The sequence below is a fragment of the Ruegeria sp. C10 genome (genome assembly GCF_056537805.1).
Map to the genome: position 1 here is coordinate 86,954 of NZ_JBQFSC010000003.1, position 23,104 is coordinate 110,057.

General features: G+C 56.0%; 19 protein-coding genes and 1 pseudogene. 13 read left to right on the forward strand and 7 right to left on the reverse strand.

Features of this window, described 5'->3' with window-relative positions:
* Positions 1–11: 11 nt before the first annotated feature.
* Positions 12–1,196 carry a glycine C-acetyltransferase gene (locus ACR0DE_RS14315; RefSeq protein ID WP_170818508.1) on the reverse strand — a complete coding sequence of 395 codons (1,185 nt, stop codon included), beginning with the start codon at positions 1,194–1,196 and terminating at the stop codon, positions 12–14.
* Between the two features lie 109 nt (positions 1,197–1,305).
* Positions 1,306–1,869 (reverse strand): helix-turn-helix domain-containing protein, encoded by a 564-nt coding sequence (locus ACR0DE_RS14320; RefSeq protein ID WP_170395365.1) that lies wholly within the window; start codon positions 1,867–1,869, stop codon positions 1,306–1,308.
* A 112-nt stretch (positions 1,870–1,981) separates the two neighbouring features.
* On the opposite strand from ACR0DE_RS14320, the gene ACR0DE_RS14325 reads away from it, so the two are divergent.
* Positions 1,982–3,157 (forward strand): acetyl-CoA C-acyltransferase family protein, encoded by a 1,176-nt coding sequence (locus ACR0DE_RS14325; RefSeq protein WP_170408660.1) that lies wholly within the window; start codon positions 1,982–1,984, stop codon positions 3,155–3,157.
* A gap of 98 nt (positions 3,158–3,255) precedes the next feature.
* Here ACR0DE_RS14325 and ubiB read toward each other — a convergent pair whose 3' ends face one another.
* Both ubiB and ubiE read right to left on the reverse strand, forming a co-directional pair.
* Complete coding sequence (ubiB, locus tag ACR0DE_RS14330) at positions 3,256–4,785, reverse strand: 2-polyprenylphenol 6-hydroxylase (RefSeq protein ID WP_480753907.1); 1,530 nt, start codon at positions 4,783–4,785, stop codon at positions 3,256–3,258.
* The gene (ubiE, locus tag ACR0DE_RS14335) at positions 4,786–5,538 is read right to left on the reverse strand and encodes a bifunctional demethylmenaquinone methyltransferase/2-methoxy-6-polyprenyl-1,4-benzoquinol methylase UbiE (protein ID WP_480753908.1); all 753 of its coding nucleotides are present in this window, start codon (positions 5,536–5,538) and stop codon (positions 4,786–4,788) included.
* Positions 5,539–5,624: 86 nt separating this feature from the next.
* Between ubiE and mutM the strand changes: the two genes are divergently transcribed.
* The 6 genes from mutM (at position 5,625) to recF (ending at position 12,220) form a co-directional block, all read left to right on the forward strand.
* Positions 5,625–6,476 (forward strand): bifunctional DNA-formamidopyrimidine glycosylase/DNA-(apurinic or apyrimidinic site) lyase, encoded by an 852-nt coding sequence (gene mutM, locus ACR0DE_RS14340; RefSeq protein ID WP_170408657.1) that lies wholly within the window; start codon positions 5,625–5,627, stop codon positions 6,474–6,476.
* Between the two features lie 66 nt (positions 6,477–6,542).
* The gene (locus ACR0DE_RS14345) at positions 6,543–7,319 is read left to right on the forward strand and encodes an enoyl-CoA hydratase (RefSeq protein ID WP_170395375.1); all 777 of its coding nucleotides are present in this window, start codon (positions 6,543–6,545) and stop codon (positions 7,317–7,319) included.
* 227 nt (positions 7,320–7,546) lie between these two features.
* On the forward strand, positions 7,547–7,810 hold the full coding sequence (gene rpsT / locus ACR0DE_RS14350; RefSeq protein WP_010442545.1) for a 30S ribosomal protein S20: 264 nt from the start codon (positions 7,547–7,549) through the stop codon (positions 7,808–7,810).
* 543 nt (positions 7,811–8,353) lie between these two features.
* Positions 8,354–9,736: a chromosomal replication initiator protein DnaA gene (dnaA, locus tag ACR0DE_RS14355; RefSeq protein ID WP_170395377.1), complete on the forward strand. Its 1,383-nt coding sequence runs from the start codon at positions 8,354–8,356 to the stop codon at positions 9,734–9,736.
* A 225-nt stretch (positions 9,737–9,961) separates the two neighbouring features.
* Positions 9,962–11,083, forward strand: a complete 1,122-nt coding sequence (gene dnaN, locus ACR0DE_RS14360) for a DNA polymerase III subunit beta (RefSeq protein ID WP_010442547.1) — start codon at positions 9,962–9,964, stop codon at positions 11,081–11,083.
* A gap of 39 nt (positions 11,084–11,122) precedes the next feature.
* A complete protein-coding gene (recF, locus tag ACR0DE_RS14365; protein WP_480753911.1) occupies positions 11,123–12,220 on the forward strand; it encodes a DNA replication/repair protein RecF in 1,098 nt (365 codons plus the stop codon).
* On the opposite strand, the gene ACR0DE_RS14370 is transcribed toward recF, so the two are convergent.
* A complete protein-coding gene (locus ACR0DE_RS14370) occupies positions 12,217–12,783 on the reverse strand; it encodes a carboxymuconolactone decarboxylase family protein (RefSeq protein ID WP_170423365.1) in 567 nt (188 codons plus the stop codon). The two genes, recF and ACR0DE_RS14370, sit on opposite strands and share 4 nt — an antisense overlap.
* A 99-nt stretch (positions 12,784–12,882) precedes the next feature.
* Here ACR0DE_RS14370 and ACR0DE_RS14375 point away from each other — a divergent pair, with 99 nt between their 5' ends.
* From ACR0DE_RS14375 to ACR0DE_RS14385, 3 genes are all read left to right on the forward strand, one after another.
* Positions 12,883–13,455 carry a TetR/AcrR family transcriptional regulator gene (locus ACR0DE_RS14375; protein ID WP_170395383.1) on the forward strand — a complete coding sequence of 191 codons (573 nt, stop codon included), beginning with the start codon at positions 12,883–12,885 and terminating at the stop codon, positions 13,453–13,455.
* A 102-nt stretch (positions 13,456–13,557) separates the two neighbouring features.
* Positions 13,558–15,975, forward strand: a complete 2,418-nt coding sequence (gene gyrB / locus ACR0DE_RS14380; RefSeq protein ID WP_170395385.1) for a DNA topoisomerase (ATP-hydrolyzing) subunit B — start codon at positions 13,558–13,560, stop codon at positions 15,973–15,975.
* Between the two features lie 227 nt (positions 15,976–16,202).
* Positions 16,203–17,120: a homocysteine S-methyltransferase family protein gene (locus tag ACR0DE_RS14385; RefSeq protein WP_480702825.1), complete on the forward strand. Its 918-nt coding sequence runs from the start codon at positions 16,203–16,205 to the stop codon at positions 17,118–17,120.
* 176 nt (positions 17,121–17,296) lie between these two features.
* Here ACR0DE_RS14385 and ACR0DE_RS14390 read toward each other — a convergent pair.
* Positions 17,297–18,053 (reverse strand): annotated as a pseudogene (locus tag ACR0DE_RS14390) (IS5 family transposase).
* A 205-nt stretch (positions 18,054–18,258) separates the two neighbouring features.
* On the opposite strand from ACR0DE_RS14390, the gene ACR0DE_RS14395 reads away from it, so the two are divergent.
* The 3 genes from ACR0DE_RS14395 to ACR0DE_RS14405 all read left to right on the forward strand — a co-directional run bounded on the left by ACR0DE_RS14395 (position 18,259) and on the right by ACR0DE_RS14405 (position 21,196).
* Entirely contained in the window at positions 18,259–19,821 is a 1,563-nt protein-coding gene (locus ACR0DE_RS14395) for an arylsulfatase (protein WP_170515908.1), read from the forward strand.
* 63 nt (positions 19,822–19,884) lie between these two features.
* Positions 19,885–20,322, forward strand: a complete 438-nt coding sequence (locus ACR0DE_RS14400) for a DUF4345 domain-containing protein (protein ID WP_480702827.1) — start codon at positions 19,885–19,887, stop codon at positions 20,320–20,322.
* A 16-nt stretch (positions 20,323–20,338) separates the two neighbouring features.
* Positions 20,339–21,196 carry a DUF302 domain-containing protein gene (locus ACR0DE_RS14405; RefSeq protein WP_170689367.1) on the forward strand — a complete coding sequence of 286 codons (858 nt, stop codon included), beginning with the start codon at positions 20,339–20,341 and terminating at the stop codon, positions 21,194–21,196.
* Positions 21,197–21,284: 88 nt separating this feature from the next.
* Here ACR0DE_RS14405 and ACR0DE_RS14410 read toward each other — a convergent pair whose 3' ends face one another.
* Entirely contained in the window at positions 21,285–22,988 is a 1,704-nt protein-coding gene (locus ACR0DE_RS14410; RefSeq protein ID WP_480753914.1) for an alkaline phosphatase family protein, read from the reverse strand.
* Positions 22,989–23,104 lie beyond the last annotated feature (116 nt).

Sequence of the window (23,104 nt, forward strand, 5' to 3'; positions counted from 1 at the left end):
GTTGGGCCGCATCAGATTATCCCCAATTCTTTGCCGACCTTGCCAAATGCCGCGAGCGCCCGGTCTAATTCGTCGCGTGTTAGAGCCGCATTCATCTGCGTTCTGATCCGGGCCTGTCCACGCGGCACGACAGGGAAGAAAAAGCCCGAAACATAGACGCCTTCGTCAAACAATCGCGATGCCATATCCTGCGCCAGGGTCGCTTCACCCAGCATGACCGGAATGATCGGGTGTTCACCCGGAAGTAGGTCGAAGCCCAGATTCTCTAACCCGGCGCGCCAGTATTTGGCATTGCCGAACAATTGGGCGCGCAGCATGTCACCTTCTTCAACCAGACGGATTGCCTCAAGCCCTGCGGCAACGATGGACGGCGGCAGCGAGTTTGAGAACAGATAGGGCCGCGCCCGCTGCCGCAGCAGGTCGATCACTGGCTGCGGCCCGGCGATATAACCGCCGATTGCCCCCCCAAGTGCCTTGCCCAGAGTTCCCGTCAGAATATCCACGTCGACGCCGAAGTGGTCCGGCGTGCCCGCCCCGTTTGGCCCCATAAAGCCGGTAGCGTGGCAGTCATCGACCATCACGATGGCGTCGTATTCGTCGGCCAGCTCGCGAATCTTCGGCAGATTGGCCAGATAGCCATCCATTGAGAACACGCCATCGGTTGCGATCATGATATGCCGCGCCCCGTCCTCGCGCGCTTGTTTCAGCCACGCTTCGAGGTCGTTCATGTCGTTGTTCATGTAGCGATAGCGTTTTGCCTTACACAGCCGTACCCCGTCGATGATCGAGGCATGATTCAGACTGTCAGAGATAATGGCGTCTTCGGGCCCTAACAAAGGCTCAAACAACCCGCCATTGGCGTCGAAGCAGGCAGCGAACAGAATTGAATCGTCCTTGTTCAGGAACTTTGCCAGCTTCTGCTCAAGTTCGCGATGAATGTCCTGCGTACCGCAGATGAACCGGACCGAGGCCATGCCGAACCCCTTGGGCTCCATGACGCTTTTGGCGGCGTTGATCAGCGCGGGGTGATCGGCCAAACCCAGATAGTTGTTGGCGCACAAGTTGATCACCTGCTTGTCGCCCACCGTAATCTCACCGCCCTGAGGCGAGGTGATCATTCGTTCGCGCTTGTACAGACCCTCTGCCTCAATCTGCGCGAGTGTATCCGAAATATGGGACAGGAATGCATCAGCCATGGCGACCTCCGTTAATCTGAGTCGCACGTCTAACATAGCGGATGAAATTCCCAAATAGGAGAATTACAGTATTTGGGAAAAATATCCGTGAAGGCGGAATCTTGCCCGTTCAGGCGTTTTTTACGATCAGGAAAACGCGGGCCGGGTTTTCAGCGCTTATCGAATGCGTAATATCGGCGGCATACCGGGCGGTATCCCCTTGTTTCAGATCGCTGGATGCCGTTCCCGAAGTGACACGAACGGCGCCTTCCAGCACAGTCAGTTGCTCCCGCGCGCCGCGCGCATGAGGTTGGCTGTTCAGGCTCCCATTGGCCTGAAACTGAATATCATAGACCTCGTGTCCTCCGGCCTCTTCGGGGGGAGAGAGGATGCGAATCCGGCATTTCTCGCCCATATTGTCGATACTTGGCACTTCTGCTTGACGCAGCACTTCGATCTGGTCGGTCGTTTTGGCGTCTTCCAAAAGTCCGGCGAAATCCACCTGCAGAGCGCGTGTCAGGTTCCACAGGGTAGAAATTGTGGGGCTGCTTTCGCCACGCTCGATCTGGCTGACCATGGAACGGGAGACGCCGCTGAGGTTGGCGACCGCCTCAAGCGACAGGCCTTTGGCGCGGCGCGCCTCTTTCAATCGGGCGGGCAGGCGCGTCAGAATATCGTCTGTGTTTTCCGTCATGACGGAATCCATGGGTGTTGCGCAACGTAATGTCAATTCCGGCGTGACAGTGAGTCTAATATGAAGATCATGCTGCAGGTGCATAATGGGCGCGAGACTTGGAGGAGAAAACATGACGGACATAGTAATACTGGACGGTGCGCGCACAGCCATCGGGACCTTTGGCGGTGCGTTGGCCTCGACCGCTCCGATCGATCTGGCGACCGTGGCGACCGAGGCGGCAATGGAGCGTTCGGGCGTTGAAGGCGCGCAGATTGATCATGTTGTCTTTGGTCATGTGATCAACACCGAACCGCGCGACATGTATTTATCGCGAGTCGCCGCAATGCAGGCGGGTATTCCGAACGGGACTCCGGCGATGAACGTGAACCGGCTGTGCGGTTCGGGGGCGCAGGCAGTAGTGTCGGCGGTGCAGGCGCTGATGCTAGGCGATGCCGAGTTTGCCGTGGCGGGCGGTGCCGAAAGCATGTCGCGCAGCCCTTATGTCGTGCCGCAGGCCCGTTGGGGGGCGAAGATGGGCGATGTCAAATCGCTCGACATGATGCTGGGCGCGCTGAACTGCCCATTCGGCACCGGGCATATGGGGGTGACCGCCGAGAATGTGGCGGATGAACACCAAATCAGCCGCGAACAGATGGACGCGTTTGCGCTGACCAGCCAGACCCGTGCGGCTGCGGCGATTGAGGCCGGGTATTTCGACAGCCAAATCGCGCCGGTGCAGGTCAAGGTCAAGCGCGACATGGTCGACTTCAAGGTCGATGAACATCCCAAGGCCACCACTGCCGAGGCGCTGGCCGGATTGCGCCCGGTATTCCAGAAAGATGGGCGGGTGACGGCGGGCAACGCCTCGGGCATCAATGACGGCGCGGCGGCGATGGTTTTGGCGACAGCGGATGCTGCAGAAAAGGCGGGCTTGAAACCTAAAGCGCGCGTGATTGGCTATGCCCATGCCGGCGTGCGACCCGAGGTGATGGGCATCGGCCCGGTTCCAGCTGTGCAGAACCTGTTCGCAAAGACGGGTTTGTCTGCGGATGATTTCGACGTGATCGAAAGCAACGAGGCGTTTGCGGCGCAAGCTCTGGCCGTCAATCAGGAATTGGGTCTGGACGCTGCAAAGGTGAATCCGAACGGTGGGGCTATTGCGCTGGGCCATCCGGTGGGCGCCACAGGGGCGATTATCACGCTTAAGGCGTTGTATGAGTTGGAGCGTATTGGTGGATCAAAAGGTCTGATCACCATGTGCATCGGGGGCGGTCAAGGCATTGCCCTCGCCATCGAGCGGCTCTGAGTTGGACCGGGGCAAGGGGGGCTGTCTGCCCCCCCAATCGCGCCAGGGCGCGATTCCCCCCGAAGGTATTTTTGGCCAGATGAAGCGGTCGGGTTGGTTTAGCTGAGTGCGAAGATGACAAGCGTCGCGGCTATGCCTGCGGCCGCGCCGATCGCTGCTGGCAGAAGGTTTGCGATGAAACCCGGTGTCTTTGGGTCGTCTTTTTGGGTCTGGGCAATCAGGGCATTTTCCACCAGACCGGGCAAGCGGGGGCCGAAACGGGCAAGCACCAGGGCGGTTTTGCCGAAATCGCGCAGGGCGGCGCGGGGGCCGATGGATTGTTTGATGTAATCCTCGACCACCGGTCGGGCGACCTCCCAGATGTTCATGTGATCATCAAGCGAGCGGGCGACGCCTTCGACCACCACCATGGTGCGTTGCAGCAGGATCAGCTCGGTGCGGGTTTCCATGCCAAAGCGTTCAGTGACTTCGAACAGGTAGCTCAGCAGCCGACCCATCGAGATATGGGTGGCGTCCATGCCGAAGATCGGCTCACCTACCGCGCGCAAGGCGCGAGCGAATTCGTCGACGTCCTGATTGGCAGGCACATAGCCTGCTTCGAAATGGACTTCAGCCACGCGTTTATAGTCGCGGCGGATAAAACCAAAGAGAATCTCGGCATAGACCCGGCGAGTGTATTCATCGATATGGCCCATGATGCCGTAGTCATATGCGATAATGTCCCCGTTCGCAGCGACCTTGAGGTTGCCTTGGTGCATGTCGGCGTGAAAATAACCGTCGCGTAGCGCGTGCAACAGGAACAGGCGTAGCACGCGCTCAGCGAGATCGCGGCGATTATGTCCGGCAGCATCCAGCGCGTTGTTATCTCCCAAGGGAATGCCATCAGCCCAGCTGAGCGTCATGACGCGGCGGGCGGATAGCGACCAGACCACCGGGGGCAGCCAGAATCCGGCATCATCCTTGGTATTGGCAGCGTATTCCGAGGCGGCGGCACTTTCCAGACGCAGGTCCAACTCGCCGCGTACTACGCCGTCGAAATGCTCGATCACTTCCATCGGGCGTAGGCGGCGCGCTCCGGGGGCGCAAAGTTGCACCATACGCGCGGCGAAATAGAACGCGTCTACATCCTTGCGGAAGGCGCGCTCGATACCCGGTCTCAGGACTTTGACAGCAACGTCTTCGCCTGTGCTGGTCAGCGTGGCCTTGTGAACCTGAGCAATCGAGGCAGCGGCGATGGGTTCACTGAACTCGCTGAATATCTCTGACGTCGGTTGGCCTAACTCTTTCTCGACCTCTGCCATTGCTTCAGCTTTGGAAAAGGGCGGCAGCTTGTCTTGCAGAACACGCAGTTGCTCGGCCAGTTCATTTCCCACCACATCGGGGCGGGTCGAAAGTACCTGCCCGAATTTGATGTAAGCCGGACCCAATGCGGTCAGGGCACGGGTGGCGGGCGGCATCTCGGGGTCGCCCTTGTAGCCCAGCCATTGGAACGGTTTGCCAAGGGTATGCGCCAGAATACGTACGGCACGCGGTGCCTCGAATGCATCCAATACGACGTTCATGGCACCGGTACGTTCCAGTGTGGCGCCCGTCCGGACCAGGCGAATGATGTTGTGAGGGCCGCGCATCTAGATCTTCCAGCCAGAATGCAGTGCGGCAATGCCCATGCTCAGGTTGCGGTATTTGGCGTTTTCGAACCCGGCGGTGCGGACCATGTTCAGGAATGTCTCCTGATCTGGGAACTTGCGGATCGATTCCACAAGGTATTGATAGCTGTCGTAGTCGTTGGCGATCAGCTTGCCCATACGCGGGATGACATTGAAACTGTAGAGGTCGTAAAGCTTCTGCAGCCCGTCATTGGGTAACTGGCTGAACTCAAGCACCATCAGACGACCACCGGGCTTCAGAACGCGATAGGCCTCGTTCAGCGCCTCTTGCGGGCGGGTGACGTTCCGGATGCCGAAGGAGATGGTGTAGACGTCGAAGGTGTTATCCTCGAAGGGCAGCGCCATCGCATCGCCCACCACCCAATTCAGGCTGTCGGACATCTGGTCGGCCTCGGCGCGCTGGCGGCCTTCGACCAGCATCGGCTCGGTCAGGTCCAGCACGGTAGCATGGCCGTGGCCTGCGCGCTTCAGAAAGCAGAACGAGATATCGCCGGTGCCGCCCGCCACATCCAGAAGCCGCTGACCGGCGCGCGGGGCAAGCCAGTCCATCATCGCGTCTTTCCAGACCCGGTGGATGCCCATCGACATCACGTCGTTCATCACGTCGTATTTCGAGGCGACCGAATTGAACACGCCCTGTACGCGGCCGGCTTTTTCAGCCTCGCGCACGGTTTCGAACCCGAAATGAGTGGTCTTGTCGTTGGTGTCGGACATTTGCCTTGCCGTTTGTCGAATTTCGCCTCTGTTATAGGGCGATAAGAGGCGGGCACAATGCGGCCCTTTGGAATTGGAGCCCTGTAATGCCCGAATTGCCCGAGGTCGAGACAGTAAGACGCGGCCTGAGCCCCGCAATGGAGGGCGCAGTGATCGAAAGGGCGGATGTGAATCGCCCCGATTTGCGTTGGCCTTTCCCGGCTCGGATGGCCGAGCGGCTGACGGGGCAACGGGTGGATCGGCTGCGGCGACGGTCGAAGTACATTCTGGCGGATCTCAGCAGTGCCGAGACGTTGTTGATCCATCTGGGCATGTCGGGGCGGATGACGGTCTCTGGCGATCCGCTCGGACAGTATGCGCATGAGCATCCGATGGCGCAGAAACATGATCACGTGGTGTTTCATATGGCTAATGGCGCACGCATCACCTTCAACGATCCGCGCCGGTTCGGGGCAATGGATCTGCTGCCTACGGCAACGGCAGAGCAGCACAAGCTGCTATCGGTTCTGGGACCTGAACCGTTGGGTAATGATTTTCACGAACAGCACCTGATAGACGCCTTCAAAGGCAAGAACAGCCCGGTCAAATCGGCGTTGTTGGATCAGGGAATCGTTGCCGGTTTGGGTAATATTTACGTCTGCGAAGCGCTTTATCGCGGCAAGGTGTCGCCACGTCGCAAAGCGGGACAGATTTCTGCGCCACGCGTTGCGGCCCTTGTGCCGATCATCAGAAAAGTGTTGCAGGACGCGATTGAAGCGGGTGGGTCATCGCTGCGCGATTTCCGCCAAGCCGATGGAGAACTTGGATATTTTCAACACAGTTTCGACGTCTACGGCCGCGAAGGAGAGCCTTGTCGAACTGAGGGTTGTGGCGCTGAAATCAAGAGAATCACCCAGTCCGGTCGCTCATCCTTCTATTGCGCGCAATGCCAAAGATAACTTGATCCAGCGAAATCGCGTGATAAGGAATCGTACCTGAACGGAACAACCGGAAGCTTACACCTCATGGCTTTTGAGACGATCATCGTCGAAATCGAAGACCACGTCGCCCTTATCAAGCTCAACCGCCCCGATGCGATGAACGCGCTGAACACCCAGTTGCTGGGTGAGCTGTGCGAGGCGCTGGAAGATGCGGATAGCAATGACAAAGTGCGCTGCATCGTCATCACCGGCTCGGACAAGGCCTTTGCCGCCGGTGCGGACATTAAGGAAATGTCCGAGATGAGTTTTGTCGATGTATTCGACGTCAATCTGTTTGCAGACGCCAACGATAGGGTTTCCGCGATCCGTAAACCTATCATCGCTGCCGTTGCCGGTTACGCGCTGGGCGGCGGCTGTGAACTGGCGATGCTGTGCGATTTCATCATCGCTGCCGACACCGCCAAGTTCGGCCAGCCCGAGATCAATCTGGGCGTCATCGCGGGGCTTGGTGGCAGTCAGCGTCTGACCCGCTTCGTTGGTAAGTCCAAATCGATGGACATGAACCTGACAGGCCGCTTCATGGACGCGGAAGAGGCCGAGCGCGCCGGATTGGTAAGTCGGGTTGTGCCCGCCAAAAAGCTGATCGAAGAGGCAACCGGTGCGGCGCAGAAGATTGCAGAGAAATCGCAGATCACGGCCATCGCGGCCAAAGAGGCTGTGAACCGCAGCTATGAGCTGCCGCTGAGCGAAGGCATGCTGTTTGAGCGTCGGGTGTTCCATTCGATGTTTGCGACAGAGGATCAGAAAGAAGGCATGGCCGCGTTTCTGGAAAAACGTGCGGCTCAGTTCCGCGACAAGTGATCATAATCGTCGCTTAGTGATATTAGGCGGGCAGACCCCGCCTTTTTCCCTCATCACATACTGGAAGAATCAGCTTGGCAAACCTGCTAAACTTGGTTAGAGACCGCCGTCATACATGCGCGTGCGGCCCGCTTGGCCCGACTCACACTCGTGATTTCTGATCCGGTGCGGATATGTCCGTGGCGCGCAACCCAAGATAACCGTACCGAACAAAAGGTCAGAGACACATGGCAAATTCGCCCCAGGCAAAGAAACGCGCCCGTCAGAACGAAAAGCGCTTCGCCGTCAACAAAGCGCGACGTTCGCGCATCCGTACCCACCTGCGCAAAGTTGAAGAAGCGATCGCATCCGGCGACAAGGACGCGGCTACCGCAGCCCTGCGCGCCGCTCAGCCCGAGTTGATGCGTGGCGTTACCAAAGGCGTCTTCCACAAGAACACCGCAGCCCGCAAAATGTCGCGCCTGTCGGCGCGCGTCAAAGCGCTGGGCTGATTCTTTGGGAAAACGCGTCAAGCGTTGATTTGCGAAAAAGGCGTCGCTGATTGCGACGCCTTTTTCATTGTTGCCGGAAAGCCGCGTCTTCACGAAGCCGAGAGATTCTTTCGCCCAGAACCCCGAGTCAATATCAGAGTTTCGTTGCCCGGACCCTTGGGCTCTTGCTACGACTTAATCAGCGATTCACTCGCTTGGGGGGACAGGCTGTTCCAAGGATCTGACCGACGGGCATCGGAAAGATTTAGGAACGAATGTTCGAAAGCTGGCTTCGGTCAGTTGGACGATCTGCTCTGGGTCTCGGGTTAGCCGAAGATCCTGGCCCTGTCGATAAATTGGAATATCATGCGCATCCCGGATTCCGGGTGTGCCCCCATTTTGGGGCCGTGCTGTATTGGACTGCGATGATATTCGAGCGTACCCGCCAGACCATCAGGTTTGGCGTAACGTTCCCTTGTGTGTGAGCGCCATAAAGGCCCGTAATTCGGGACACATTAAAAAAGGCCTTAAGGCCAATAATGAATGGGATGCGTGAGGCGCCGAATGACACAAGAGAAATGGGGACAACTGCGTAGCAAATTGATGAAGGCGGTTGGGAAGAACAATTTTACCACCTGGATTGAACCCTTGGAGTTTCAGGAGTTGCAGGATGGTGTAGCGGTGTTCTCGGTGCCGACCAACTTCATGGGCAACTATGTCAGTCAGAATTTTGCGGACCTTATTCTCTATGAGCTGAACACATCGGGCGAAAAGGTTCAGCGCTTGGCGTTTCGCACAGCGGCCAATTCGTCAGCCCGTCCCACATTGGTGGAAGAGTCCAAGCCATCTCCCGCGCCAGAAACCCGGCCCGCTGTTACAGATACAGCCAATGATGCACTTGAAGCACTACAGGCTGCGCCACTGGATGCACGGTTTACCTTTGATAGCTTTGTTGTTGGCAAACCCAACGAACTTGCACATGCCGCAGCTCGCCGCGTATCCGAGGGCGGCCCGGTAACTTTCAATCCGCTCGTGCTCTACGGCGGTGTTGGACTGGGTAAAACCCACCTGATGCACGCGATTGCGTGGGAGTTGAAAACCAAGCACCCCGAGTTGAATGTGCTTTATCTGTCAGCAGAACAGTTCATGTATCGCTTTGTGCAGGCTTTGCGTGAACGCCGCATGATGGATTTCAAGCACTTGTTCCGTTCGGTCGATGTGCTGATGGTCGATGACGTGCAGTTCATCGCTGGCAAGGATTCGACGCAGGAAGAATTTTTCCACACGTTCAACGCGCTGGTGGATCAGAACAAGCAGATCATCATCTCGGCCGACCGCGCGCCGGGCGAGATCAAGGACCTTGAAGACCGCGTAAAGTCACGCCTGCAATGTGGCCTTGTCGTCGATCTTCATCCCACAGACTACGAATTGCGTCTGGGAATCCTGCAGAACAAAGTGCAGCAGTACAGCAGCACTTATCCCGATCTGACCATTGCTGATGGTGTATTGGAGTTCCTTGCACACCGCATCTCGACCAATGTGCGCGTGCTGGAAGGGGCGCTGACCCGCTTGTTCGCCTTTGCCTCGCTGGTCGGGCGCGAGATCGATATGGAGCTGACGCAGGATTGTCTGGCCGATGTACTGCGCGCCTCCGAGCGCAAGATCACCGTCGAAGAGATCCAGCGAAAGGTCTCGGATTATTACAACATCCGCCTCAGCGATATCATCGGCCCTAAACGCCTGCGGTCCTATGCGCGTCCGCGTCAGGTGGCGATGTATCTGTGCAAGCAACTGACCAGTCGGTCGCTGCCTGAGATTGGCCGTCGATTTGGCGGGCGCGACCACACCACGGTCATGCATGGCGTGAAGCGCATCGAAGAGCTGAAGTTGACCGATGGCCAGATTGCCGAAGATGTTGAGATGCTGCGCCGGGCCTTGGAAGCCTAAACCGCACTGAATCCTTGAAAAACACCCCGGGCTATTGCGTTCGGGGGGTTTTCTTGTGCGCTATTGTCCACGGTTGAGAATGATCTGGTGTGTTTCACGCGCGCTCCTCTTGACCACCGAGGCAATCCGACCCAGAAATCCGTAAAAAATCCTTGTGCCTCAGGGCTGAGACGCTAACGTGCCAGTCCCGCCTATTTCGGCACGCAAGTCAAAGGAACAGAGGGTATGAAGATCAGCATCGAACGCGGCACCCTTCTCAAGGCCGTTTCGCAGGCCCAGTCAGTTGTCGAACGTCGCAACACCATTCCCATACTTGCCAACGTGCTGATCGAGGCCGAAGGCGATCAGGCGCTGTTTCGTGCCACCGATCTGGACATCGAAGTGGTCGACAAGGCCCCCGCGCAGGTCGAGAAAGCGGGCGCCACGACTGTTGCGGCCACAACGCTACATGAGATCGTACGCAAACTGCCCGATGGGGCGCTGGTGACCCTAACCGCAGATAGTGCAGCTGGGCGGTTGACCGTGGAAGCGGGGCGCTCGAATTTTTCTCTGGCCACGCTGCCGAAAGAAGATTTCCCGGTTATGGCGTCTTCAGAATACCAATCGAACTTTACGGCGTCGGCGGCATTGTTGCGCCGGCTGTTCGATAAATCGAAGTTTGCCATTTCCACGGAAGAGACGAGATATTATTTGAACGGCGTTTACATGCACGTTGCGGATGGTTCCGAGGGCGGCAAGGTACTGCGTTGCGTGGCGACTGATGGTCACCGCTTGGCACGGATCGATGCGGATCTGCCGGATGGTGCAGCGGATATGCCGGGCGTGATCGTGCCCCGCAAAACCGTGGGCGAACTGCGCAAGCTGCTGGATGATGACGAGATGGACATCGCCGTCTCGGTCAGTGAAACCAAGGTGCGGTTTGCAACGCCTGACATCACGCTCACCTCGAAAGTGATCGACGGAACGTTCCCGGATTACACACGTGTCATCCCGCAAGGTAACACGCGCAAGTTAGAAGTGGACGCGGCTGAATTCGCGCAGGCCGTGGATCGTGTGGCGACAGTTTCGTCCGAGCGGTCGCGGGCCGTCAAACTGCAATTGGATGCGGATAAGCTGGTTCTGTCAGTGAATGCACCCGACAGTGGTGCGGCTGAGGAAGAGCTGGCAGTTGCTTACGGGGATGAGCGCCTGGAGATCGGGTTCAACGCTAAGTATCTGCTCGAAATCGCGTCTCAGGTGGATCGTGAAAATGCGGTGTTTATGTTCAACTCGGCAGGTGATCCGACGCTGATGCGCGAAGGCAACGACCAAAGCGCGGTATATGTCGTAATGCCGATGCGCGTCTGATTGCCTCGACTGGGTGATCTCTAACGAAAGAGAGGGGTCATGGGATTGGCCCTGACCGAGCTTACGGTCTCGCATTTTCGGTCTCATAAGCTGGCGCGCCTGTCGTTGGACGGGCGGCCAGTCGCGATCCATGGGCCAAACGGTGCCGGTAAGACCAACATCCTGGAAGCGGTTTCTCTGTTTTCACCCGGGCGCGGGATGCGGCGGGCAAGCGCCGCTGAGATGACACGGCGCCCCGAGGCGCTGGGGTGGAAGCTGATTGGGCTATTGAATGCGCAAGGACAGAATTTCGAGATTGAAACCTGGTCCGAAGGTGGTGCGGCGCGGCAAGTGCGGATTGATGAGAAAACATCAAGCCAGATTGAATTGGGAAAGCTGGCGCGGGTAGTTTGGTTAATCCCATCGATGGACCGTCTCTGGATCGAAGGGGCTGAAGGGCGGCGACGGTTCCTCGACCGGATCGCGCTGAGTTTTGATCCGGCACATGCCGAGGCATCTCTGACCTATGAAAAAGCGATGCGCGAGCGGAACCGGTTGCTGAAAGAACAAGTTCGCGATGCCCATTGGTACGCGGCGCTGGAAGGGCAGATGGCCGAGATGGGGCATCGCATCCACGCCGCGCGGTTGAGTGCGTTGGAGTATCTGCGCTCAGCACAGGATAAAGCTGAGACGGTCTTTCCGTCAGCGGATCTTGAATTGGTTCAAACCGAAGGTGCAATGCCTGAGACGGCGGAAGACTTGCGAGAAGCTTTGGATGAAAGCCGGTTTCGCGATCTGGCCGCCGGGCGGACTTTGGTCGGCCCGCATCGATCAGACCTGTATGGTGTATATTCCGCCAAGGGCGTTCCTGCCAAAGATTGCTCGACCGGTGAGCAGAAAGCACTGCTGGTATCGCTGATCCTATCAAACGCGCGAGCGTTGGCGGAGATGGTTGGAGCACCTCCTATTGTATTGCTGGATGAGGTGGCCGCGCATCTGGATGCGGGTCGGCGCGCTGCGTTGTATGATGAGATTTGTGCGCTGGGCGCACAGGCCTGGATGACGGGCACCGGGCCTGAGCTATTTGCGGAATTGGGGGATCGAGCCCAAACGCTGGTCGTTACCGAAGGCGACGAGGGCTCGGTCGTCAGCGTTTAGGCAGGCTCGCCGACTTTGCGTTCCCAAAGGAAGCCGCGCATCACTTCGTCGACCGGGGTTTTGGCCATGTGGTTGACGTAGTTCGACATGGTTTTTTGTGCCAGACCCAGTACGACATCCAGGACCGCACGGTGGGAATAGCCAGCGTCAAAGAAGGCCTGCAGCTGTTCTTCAGTCGGGTTTCCACGGGTTTCCATCACTTGCAGGGTAAAGGTGCGTAGCGCTTCCAGCTTGGCCGTGGGCAGCGGAGTTTCGTTGCGCAGCGCCTCGGTGATCTCGTCAGAGACTTTCATCATCTTTGCGATGCCGGTATGCGCAGGCACACAGTAATGGCATTCGTTTTCGACATTGATGGTTTGCCAGACAACGGTTTTTTCGTCGTTGTTGAAATCGGTCTGCAGAAACAGGCCGTGCAGAACCTGATAGCCTTCCAGATGCTGGGGGCTTTCGGCCATTACTTTATGAAGACCGGGCAGGCGGCCGAATGCAGCCTGAGATTTCTCAAGCAGCGGCTTGGACCCTTCCGGGGCGGTTTCTAGGTCGTGAGACGGGAAATTGGCCATGTCAAAACTCCTGTTTCTGGCGCGATGAGTCGTATTTAGGGTTTCTTGAGCGATCACTCAAGTATATATTTGAGCGAACGTTCAAGAATTGGTGAAACGATGCCCCGCAAACCCTCATATGACCGAGACGCGCTTATCGCGCAGGCGCGAGATATTTTCTGGCGTCACGGCTGGGCGGGGACGTCGCTTAAGGATCTCGAGCGAGAGCTGAAGCTGAAACCGGGCAGCTTCTACGCGGCATTCGGGTCGAAAGATGCGCTCTACGCCCTGGCGTTAGAGCGGTATACTCAGGAAGGGGTTGCCAATATGAAGGCTTTGGCGCAGGAATTGGGCCCGCTTGGTGCTCTTAAGGTGCAACCTCGTCGTGTGATCGAGGCGTCGGAACTGCCAACAAAAGCCTGCATGTTGGCGAAGACTTATGCGGAATTGCAAGCCAAAGACCATGATTTGGCTGATCAGGCGCAAACCCACATGGCTGACATGAAAGCTTGTTTTGCGGACCTCTTTCGCAGCGCGCAGAAGGCCGGAGAAATCGCGCCAAGTCATGACCCGGATCGCTTGGCGGCGCGCTATCAATCCGACCTTCTGGGGTTGCGATTGTCAGCCGAACGGGACGATGTGAACGCGGCAGAAATTGCCGAGGATATTGCAGCAGACCTTGATCGGCTTTGATCCGCAAATTAAGCGGATCAGAACCACAAAATATGGGGGGAGCACGTGACAATCCCCACCAGAAAACGTATAAGTTACCAAAATAATATAGGTACTAACGGCATGTCCGAAGACGCACAGGCACCCCAAGAATACGGCGCTGATTCCATCAAAGTTCTCAAAGGCTTAGAGGCAGTTCGCAAACGTCCCGGTATGTATATCGGGGATACGGATGATGGTTCGGGTCTGCACCATATGGTGTACGAGGTTGTCGATAACGGAATTGACGAGGCACTGGCCGGTCATGCCGACCATGTGACTGTAAAAATTCACGCTGATTCCAGCGTTTCGGTCAGTGACAATGGACGTGGAATCCCGGTGGATATCCACCCCGAGGAAGGCGTTTCAGCGGCTGAAGTCATCATGACCCAACTGCACGCTGGCGGTAAATTCGACAGCAACTCGTACAAGGTGTCAGGCGGTCTGCATGGAGTGGGCGTCTCGGTGGTGAATGCGCTATCCGATTGGCTGGAACTGCGCATTTGGCGGGCCGGCAAGGAACATGTGGCGCGTTTTGAGGGCGGTGAGACGGCGGAACATCTGAAAGTCGTCGGCGAGTGCGGCGATCGCACGGGAACCGAGGTACGATTTCTGGCCTCGACCAACACGTTTTCGAACCTCGAATACTCGTTTGAGACGCTGGAAAAGCGCTTGCGCGAGCTGGCTTTCCTGAACTCGGGCGTGCGGATCATCCTGATCGACGAGCGCCCTGCTGAGCGGCTGGAAACCGAGCTGTTCTACGAGGGCGGCGTCAAAGAGTTTGTCAAATATCTCGACCGGTCCAAGACCCCGGCGATGCCCGAACCGATTTATATCAAGGGCGAGCGTGACGATATCGGCGTGGAAATCGCGATGTGGTGGAATGACAGTTATCATGAGACCGTGCTGCCCTTCACCAACAACATCCCGCAGCGCGATGGCGGCACCCATGTGGCTGGCTTCCGTGGTGCACTGACCCGGACGATCAACAACTATGCTCAGTCCAGCGGGATCGCGAAGAAGGAAAAGGTCAGCTTTACCGGTGACGATGCACGCGAAGGCCTGACCTGCGTGTTGTCTGTGAAAGTGCCCGATCCGAAATTCTCGTCCCAGACCAAGGACAAGCTGGTCAGCTCTGAGGTGCGCCCGGCGGTCGAAGGTTTGATGAACGAGAAGCTGGCTGAATGGTTCGAAGAGAACCCGAATGAGGCTAAGGGGATTGTCGGTAAAATCATCGAGGCAGCATTAGCGCGCGAGGCCGCCCGTAAAGCCCGCGAATTGACTCGCCGCAAGACTGCGATGGATGTGAACTATCTGGCTGGTAAGCTCAAGGATTGCTCTGAAAAAGATCCGTCCAAGACCGAAGTTTTCCTGGTCGAGGGGGACTCGGCTGGTGGTTCTGCCCAGACCGGTCGGGATCGGCTGACACAAGCTGTTCTGCCTTTGCGTGGCAAAATCTTGAACGTGGAACGGGCGCGGTTTGACCGGATGTTGTCGAGCCAAGAGATCGGTAACCTCGTGATGGCGTTGGGCACCGGCATTGGCCGCGACGAATTCAACATCGAAAAACTGCGTTACCACAAAATCGTCATTATGACGGACGCAGATGTTGACGGCGCGCATATCCGCACCCTCTTGTTGACCTTCTTCTACCGTCAAATGCCAGAGTTGATCGAGGGCGGGTATCTCTACATCGCTCAACCACCACTATACAAGGTTTCTCGCGGTAAATCAGAGGTTTACTTGAAGGACCAGGCCGCGCTGGATGATTATTTGATCAATCAGGGCGTCGAAGGCGCAGTACTTAAATTAGGCTCGGGCGAGGAAATCATCGGCCAGGACCTGACCCGCGTAGTGGATGAAGCGCGCCAGCTGAAGCGTGTGCTGGACGCCTTCCCAACGCATTATCCGCGCCATATTCTGGAGCAGGCTGCTGTAGCCGGTGCCTTCGTGCCCGGCGCTGTTGATGCCGATTTGCAGGGCGTGGCCGACAAGGTCGCGGCGCGCCTTGACTTGATTGCACTGGAATACGAACGCGGCTGGCAAGGCCGCATCACACAGGATCACGGCATCCGCCTCGCGCGCATCCTGCGCGGTGTGGAAGAAGTGCGCACACTGGACGGCCCCATGTTGCGCTCGGGTGAGGCCCGTAAAACCGGCAGTTTCACCCAAAGCCTGCAAGAGGTCTACAACACCCCCGCAACGTTGGTGCGTCGCGATCGGGGTCAAGTCATACACGGCCCGCTCGACCTGCTGCGCGCGATTCTGGAGGAGGGCGAAAAGGGCTTGTCGCTGCAACGCTACAAAGGTTTGGGAGAGATGAACCCCGATCAACTCTGGGAAACAACGCTGGACCCGGACGCACGGACCCTGTTGCAAGTACGCGTGGATGATATGGTCGAGGCCGATGATCTGTTCACCAAACTCATGGGTGATGTGGTAGAGCCACGCCGTGAATTCATTCAAAAGAATGCTCTGAGCGTGGAGAATTTGGATTTTTGAGCGGTTGTAGGTCTCACATAGTGAGACGATTCGATACTCGATGTTCAAGGTTAGAACGGTACAGCCACGCTTGTTCAGAATCTCCGGTGGTTCGCGCCTAGATATGCCTAGCCGATACCGCAAATGCAGAAAGCGTCCGAACGGACAAGTAAACACCTCAGTTTTGCAGAAGATCTGATCATTGTTATTGTGGATGCGGAGTAATGCCGGTGTTCGAGGGGTGCAAAATGGCGCGGAGACTTCCAGGCGAGGGTGACAAGAAATTTTTGGTTTATGCAGGTACAGGTACGGACCTGATTTTTAATCACGGTATCGAGCTTCCGGGTTTTGCATCGTTTCCCTTGCTGGAGAAGCCTGACACCCGGGCTGTTCTGGCCGGACAAATGCAAGCGCTCGTGCAATTGGCCGGCGATATGGGTGTTGGGTGCATTCTCGACGCACCGACATGGATGGCCAATGCCGACCGTGCTGCACCTTTGGGCTACGATGCTGAACGTCTTCGTGAGGTAAACAAGGATGGTGTCGCACTGATGGAGGAGGTGCGCAATGCTTCTGGGCGGGAAGACGTTTTGGTTTCCGCCTGCGTTGGCCCAAGATACGATCCTTACACTGACGTCCCACCCATGACAGTTGAACAGGCGCGCAGCTACCACAGTGTGCAACTCGCTGTTCTGAAAGAAACCAGTGTTGATCTGGTGACCGCGTACACGTTCAACCGCCTAAGCGAGGCTGCTGGCTGTGTTCTGGCTGCAAGAGATATTGGTTTACCCATCATTTTGTCATTGGTCGTCGAAACCGATGGCTGTTTGGCTGACGGCACAAAACTTGTTGATGCCATAGACCAGATCGAAGCAGAAACAGACGGCGCAGCTCTGTTCCACATGGTCAACTGCGCACACCCGACGCACTTTGCCGACGCGCTCAACGCGCATCCAAGGCTCAAAGGTGTTGTTTCCAATGCATCAAGTTGTTCGCACGCAGAATTGGATGAGGCCGATACCTTGGATGAAGGAGATCCCGCGCAGCTCGGCCAAGAAATTGCGGATGTCCTGCGGGAAAACCCGTCTATCAGGGTGTTTGGCGGTTGCTGCGGTACGGATATGCGACACCTGAGGGAAATGGCTTTGGAGGTAGGTCGCAGATAGCGCTGCTATTTTACTTACGGCGGCGTATCACCGTATGCGTGAAGCTTGATGATAGGCTTTAACGGGAAAATCAGTGAACAGAGAAGAAATTCCGATAAAATGCAGGCGAAGCGTCAAGACAGGTGCTTGATTTTGCTTTGATAGACCGTGGACCAAACGCGTTCTAGGGTCAGGACTCATAGCCAATAGATAACGAGTGCTGCGAGGGCGATTGCTGACAGGAAAACCTTCGGGCACCTGTCGTAGCGGGTTGCCACACGCCGCCAATCCTTCAACCTGCCGAACATGATCTCGATCCGGTTGCGCCGTTTGTAACGACGCTTGTCGTACTTAACCGGTTTCTTCCGCTGCTTCCGGCCAGGGATGCAGGCGCGTATCCCTTTGTCTTTCAACGTTTCCCGGAACCAATCGGCGTCATAGCCACGATCCCCGAGCAGCCAATCGACATCCGGCGGGCTGCTCAGCAGTGCCCGCGCACCAATGTAATCGCTGACCTGACCGGCGGTGATGAACAGGTTGAGCGGACGTCCCCGACTGTCGCAGATGGCATGCAACTTGGTGTTCATGCCGCCCTTGGTGCGACCGATCTGGCGTCCACGCCCCCTTTTTTGACGCCCAAACTGGTTGCGGTACGGTGGGCCTTCAGGTAGGTGGCATCGATCATCACAGTCTTCTCTTCACCGTGTTCGGCAGCCAGACCGGCCATCATCCGGGCGAAGATGCCTTTGTCGCTCCACCGCTTCCAACGGTTATAGAGCGTCTTGTGTGGGCCATAAGCCGAAGGGGCATCGCGCATCTCAACCCATTGCGATTAATGAAGATAATGCCGCTCAAAACACGTCGATCATCAACGCGTGGTTTGCCGTGGGACTTGGGGAAGAAAGGCTCAAGACGCGCCATCTGCGCATCCGTCAGCCAGAAAAGATCAGAAATGGTCACCGCTCGATTTTCGAACCGTGAATCACGCAGCCAAGCGGAAATCAATGGGTCCTGACCCTAATGACCGCACTGCAGACTTTGCGGCCGAAGACATTTCTTGCACCAAGGTGCTGTGCCCAAAAAGTTAACAAATTAGACTGTTCCTCCAAGCCGATGTTTTTCCTATCGTTGGTGAGAAATTGCGTGTCGGGAGGTCTTAATGAACAAGCTTATCTCAGTAGCGGGTGCGGTCTGCTTTGCTTTCACTGGAGCTTGGGCCGACGAGCATGCCCCGCCCAACATTCTTGTCATCATGGCAGACGACGTGGGCTGGGCGAGCGTCGGCGTTTACCACGGAGGTGTCAAAAGCATCGAGACGCCGAACTTGGATCGCCTCTCATCTGAGGGCGCTCGTCTCACAGATTATTATGCCGAGCCAAGTTGTACTGCTGGTCGATCAGCTTTCATGACTGGACAATTGCCCATTAGGACGGGGATGCACACTGTAGGGCTTCCGGGCGATCCAATAGGTTTAAACCCAGATGACCCAACGCTTCCGATGTTCCTGAAAAAGTTGGGGTATACGACGGGGCAGTTCGGAAAAAACCACCTAGGCGACCTCAATGAGTTCCTACCGACTACAAAAGGTTTCGACGAGTATTGGGGCTGGCTGTATCACTTGAATGCTATGGAATATACGTCTGATCCGGATTGGCCAGACGACCCAGAGTTCAATGCGCAATTTGCGCCTCGCAACATCATTCATTCTTTTGCAACAGAAGAAGAAGACGAAACGGTCGACCCGCGATTTGGAAAAGTCGGGAAGCAGCGCATCATTGATGACGGGCCTGCGCCTCCGGAGCGCCAAAAGACTTTGGATGACGAAGTGACATCTTACACGAAGGACTTCATTTCCCGTGCAGTAGAGTCGGACACTCCGTTTTTTGTCTGGATGGCTCCTGCCCGTGCACACGTCTGGACCCATCTAAGCCCCGAATACGAAGCTATGTTGGGCAATGGGCGCGGACTTCAGGATGTTGTCATGAAGGAGTTGGACAACAACGTTGGTAACGTTCTCAGCCACCTTGAGGATCTGGGAGTTGCCGATAATACCATAGTGATGTTCACCGCCGACAATGGCCCGGAAACACTGACGTGGCCTGATGGTGGTACGACACCGTTTCATGGGGAAAAGGGTACTACCTGGGAAGGTGGCTTTAGAGTTCCTGCGATTATTCGCTGGCCGGGCAAAATTCCTGAAGGTCAAGTCTTGAACGGCATCTTCAGCGGAATGGACTGGATGCCAACATTTGTAGCTGCGGCTGGAGGTCCGACAGATCTAAGAGAGAAGCTCCTAGAGGGATATGAAGGCTATAAAGTGCATCTCGATGGCTACAACCAACTATCTTACCTGACAGGTGAGGATAAAGAGAGCAATCGCCGCGAGCTGATTTACTATCAGGGTACGGACCTCCAAGCAGTACGCTACAACGATTGGAAAGCGCACTTTGTCGTTCAAAACCATGGCTGGTCAGGCCCGAAGGAAGAGTTGGTCGCCCCCTTGCTTTTCAACCTTCGCCGCGATCCTTATGAGAAAGCTGCGGATGAAAGCGGGATGTACGTCCGCTGGATGGGCGAGAAAATGTGGGCATTCGGTCCAGCCGCCCGTCTAGTGCAGACACATCTCGCTACCTTCGAGGAGTTCCCTCCGCGCGGGAAGCCGGTCGCCAATCAAGACCATGTTGAGGAACAAACATCAACCGAAGGCGGCATCTCTCAGTAGAAGAAGCGAGGCATTCAATATGCTTTTCTGACAGTGGCGTGGGCATCCGGCTCGGATCATCGGATGCCCCAAAAACCGATTGGTAATTATGCAAAAAAGCAAAACCTCTACCAGAAGGAGTCCTCCATGAGTGCTAGATTAGTCCTTTTGCTTGCTGCCGTTGGTCTCGTGCCAATTGCGTTATCGTATGGTCTGATGCCAGGCAGTTCGATCCCAGTTTTGCTGGGCTTCCCGGTAGAAGGAACGAATCAGACGCATGTCTTCCGAGCGATTATGGGTCTTTATCTGGCAAACGCTTTGTTTTGGTTGGCAGCCGCTTCAAAACCAGAATTACAACGCCCCGCGCTGTGGGTTCTTTTTTTGTTTATGTCAGGACTGGCCGTTGGACGCATACTAAGCATCCTTATCGATGGAGTTCCGAACGGGATACTTCTCTTTTATCTTGCAGCCGAGATAGCTTTTGCAGCTCTGGCGGCGGTTTCTCTTAAAAAAGTACGGTGAAATAGGAAGTAGTAAAATGGTGAGGTTTGGCTTTGTTTTCTCGATGATTGCAACTCTATCAGTTTCGACATCCGCTTTTGCACAATCTTCATCTGCCCAGACTGCGGTGGACGAAAACTTCTTAGGGATTGAGACTGCCGTTGCCGAAGCGGGAGCTACTCCAATCGCATCGATAGATCACGCGCGCCTGGCCAAAGCCGAAGGCGTAGAAATGCCAGCATCTCGCGGACTCATTTTCTCTGTTCCAGAGATAAACACGCCCATTCTGAAAGGGAACGTGCGAGCAGGACTGGACCTTCCTTTTCGCGTACTTTCCTTTGCTCAGGATGGTAGCCCACAGATCGCTTACACAGACTCGCAATTTCTCAAAGTCCGGCATGGACTCACGGACGCTTCTTCGTTGCGTGCGTTTCAGAGCAAGATGCTCGAAGTTCTAAACGATTTGGAAGCAACACCAGCGCCGACCAACGGGTTGTTTACCGACTACGGGATCATCGAGCTGCGATCTCAGCTCAGCGTACCAGAGGCAGTCGAACGTCTCAGGACAGCCGTGATGGAGCAGGACGATACTGTCTGGTTTGGAGAAATCGATTTTGCGACCGAAGCTTCCCAACTGGGGGTGGCGCTACCGGATACGGTTCTCTTGCTGTTCGGCGGACCAGCACCCGGTGGCGTGGCAATGGCGGGCTTTCCAGCAATTGGTTTGGATGCCTTTTGCCAAAAACTACTGGTTTATGCGAATGAAGAGGGCGGCTCCGTAGTCATTTTCAATGACATCGCTGCCTTGGCGGAGTTGCACTACGGTTCTTCAGCCGAACCTCACCACGGTTTGAACAAACGGCTTACCGCAACATTTCAAAAAGCAATTGAGTAGCCGCTGTTAGGAAAACGCAATAGAAACCCGATGCCGTCGCGGTTTTGCCTAGCTTGCTTCAATATCAGGACTCGCGCTTCACAGCGGTCTAATCCAAGACTTCTTGTAACACTTCACCGCTCGCACCATTAGGACGTGCCGTGCTCAATAATGCAGACAGTGTGGATGCGAGAGCAGTCGTGCAAACACGGCGTGCGACTCGTTGCGGTTTTAAGTTCGTTCCAGCAAAGATAATCGGCACATGTGTGTCACCGCGCCACGGTGACCCGTGGGTGGATGTGACGGACAGACCATCGAAGTCTGCGATGAACCAGCCGGGTTTGAAGACTACGTATATGTTCCCGGATCGGGTGGGGTGGTAGTTGTTGCGGACCAAGCGCATGATGTCGGTATCGGGTTGGAGGTTTGCTTCGATAGCCGTACTGGGGACGGCGAATGCCACATCGGGAAAGGATAGAAGCTCTTCTGCAATAGCTGACTCCAGCGTGGGTAAATCAATATCACTGCGAGCCAATACTTCGGGGGCGATATTGAGATAGGGGTGATTATAACCTTCAAGCAATTTCCCGGTGATCCCAAACCGCTCCTTAAGCTTGGCTATCTGTTCCGTCGGGTCCCAGGTGTCCGGAGCAACAAGGCCAGTTCGGATACCAACACTCTCCAAATAGCCCGGCGCATCGGTGGTGCCGTGGTCCGCCGATAGAACGATCAAAACGTTTTCCAGCCCAATCCGTTCGTCGATAAACGCGAATAGATTCATGAGAGTCTGATCGAGGCGGTATATCGTGTCCTCGGCTTCAAGACTGGAGGGGCCAAACACATGGTTGACGTAATCCACGGACGAGAAGCTAATCGCCAGATAATCCGTTACCGCATCTTGCCCGATATCCTCGGCATCAATCAATCGTTTGGCAAATTTCGCCGTCAGATCGTCGCCAGCGGGACTAAGTGTTAATAAGGTCGTAAAGTAGGGATTTTCTAGCGGGTCAAACCCATTTTGCGTCGAGGAATAGCGATGAGGAAAGGTTATGCCGAACCCGGCGACATCCGTCTCCCATGGTTGGTTGTCGCGGTCGCCAAAGAGATAGGTTTCCTTTGGGTGCATCAACTCCCAAGAGGTTCCTTCAAAGGAGGCGCTCGGCGATGCGTCATTCCATGCGGAAACCCAATCCGGGTATTTGTCGTAGTAATAGGAGCTTGTGACAAAACGATTTGCGGCTTTTGAGAACCAGAAGGCTTTGCCGCTTTGTCCCGCCATTGTAATAGCCCCACGATCTTTGATTGAAACTCCAAAGACCTTGGCCGCACCAGCAGTGGAAGCGCTTAACTCGTCCGAAAGCGTCGTAACAAGCATAGCGCGTGGTGACCGGCCATCTGTGCCAGCTGCCGCCTGTGTTGGGTCAATTTCAATATCGTCATTGACGCCAGCGCCATCTCCAAGAAGCGCAGCGGTGCTGTCTTCAACGTTGTAGACAACGCGGTCCAAAGTTCTGTCAAACCAGATGTTTCCGATCATCCCGTGCACTGCCGGTGTTGCCCCGGTCGCCAATGTGGCGTGTCCGACAACCGTCTCTGTATTGGCATGGCAATGATGGGCGTCCAGATAGTGTACACCGTTTTCTAGTAAATACTTGAGGCCACCCTCCCCAAGATTCTCAAAGTAGCGTGTCGGCAGATCGCCCCGAAACGCGTCAACGGTCAGCTGCAAAACAAGACGAGGAGGTTCTTGCGCATACGCAGGAGCGATTGCAACCAACCACAAAGACAAACAAGCTCTCAGTGTTTTGGTCATCGTGTTTCCTTTCGCTGTATTGCGCAGCAGGTCAGTCGCGACTGCAATTGCGTGCTAGAACAACCCTCTTCAATACCAAACTGATAGCAAAAACGCTTCACGTCTACTTCTTCCGA

What these genes read in the sequence shown, in the direction of transcription:
- ACR0DE_RS14315 (WP_170818508.1), bottom strand. Translation starts at nt 1,196, where the DNA reads ATGGCTGATGCATTCCTGTCCCATATTTCGGATACACTCGCGCAGATT.
- ACR0DE_RS14320 (WP_170395365.1), bottom strand. Translation starts at nt 1,869, where the DNA reads ATGACGGAAAACACAGACGATATTCTGACGCGCCTGCCCGCCCGATTG.
- ACR0DE_RS14325 (WP_170408660.1), top strand. Translation starts at nt 1,982, where the DNA reads ATGACGGACATAGTAATACTGGACGGTGCGCGCACAGCCATCGGGACC.
- ubiB (WP_480753907.1), bottom strand. Translation starts at nt 4,785, where the DNA reads ATGCGCGGCCCTCACAACATCATTCGCCTGGTCCGGACGGGCGCCACA.
- ubiE (WP_480753908.1), bottom strand. Translation starts at nt 5,538, where the DNA reads ATGTCCGACACCAACGACAAGACCACTCATTTCGGGTTCGAAACCGTG.
- mutM (WP_170408657.1), top strand. Translation starts at nt 5,625, where the DNA reads ATGCCCGAATTGCCCGAGGTCGAGACAGTAAGACGCGGCCTGAGCCCC.
- ACR0DE_RS14345 (WP_170395375.1), top strand. Translation starts at nt 6,543, where the DNA reads ATGGCTTTTGAGACGATCATCGTCGAAATCGAAGACCACGTCGCCCTT.
- rpsT (WP_010442545.1), top strand. Translation starts at nt 7,547, where the DNA reads ATGGCAAATTCGCCCCAGGCAAAGAAACGCGCCCGTCAGAACGAAAAG.
- dnaA (WP_170395377.1), top strand. Translation starts at nt 8,354, where the DNA reads ATGACACAAGAGAAATGGGGACAACTGCGTAGCAAATTGATGAAGGCG.
- dnaN (WP_010442547.1), top strand. Translation starts at nt 9,962, where the DNA reads ATGAAGATCAGCATCGAACGCGGCACCCTTCTCAAGGCCGTTTCGCAG.
- recF (WP_480753911.1), top strand. Translation starts at nt 11,123, where the DNA reads ATGGGATTGGCCCTGACCGAGCTTACGGTCTCGCATTTTCGGTCTCAT.
- ACR0DE_RS14370 (WP_170423365.1), bottom strand. Translation starts at nt 12,783, where the DNA reads ATGGCCAATTTCCCGTCTCACGACCTAGAAACCGCCCCGGAAGGGTCC.
- ACR0DE_RS14375 (WP_170395383.1), top strand. Translation starts at nt 12,883, where the DNA reads ATGCCCCGCAAACCCTCATATGACCGAGACGCGCTTATCGCGCAGGCG.
- gyrB (WP_170395385.1), top strand. Translation starts at nt 13,558, where the DNA reads ATGTCCGAAGACGCACAGGCACCCCAAGAATACGGCGCTGATTCCATC.
- ACR0DE_RS14385 (WP_480702825.1), top strand. Translation starts at nt 16,203, where the DNA reads ATGGCGCGGAGACTTCCAGGCGAGGGTGACAAGAAATTTTTGGTTTAT.
- ACR0DE_RS14395 (WP_170515908.1), top strand. Translation starts at nt 18,259, where the DNA reads ATGAACAAGCTTATCTCAGTAGCGGGTGCGGTCTGCTTTGCTTTCACT.
- ACR0DE_RS14400 (WP_480702827.1), top strand. Translation starts at nt 19,885, where the DNA reads ATGCCCCAAAAACCGATTGGTAATTATGCAAAAAAGCAAAACCTCTAC.
- ACR0DE_RS14405 (WP_170689367.1), top strand. Translation starts at nt 20,339, where the DNA reads ATGGTGAGGTTTGGCTTTGTTTTCTCGATGATTGCAACTCTATCAGTT.
- ACR0DE_RS14410 (WP_480753914.1), bottom strand. Translation starts at nt 22,988, where the DNA reads ATGACCAAAACACTGAGAGCTTGTTTGTCTTTGTGGTTGGTTGCAATC.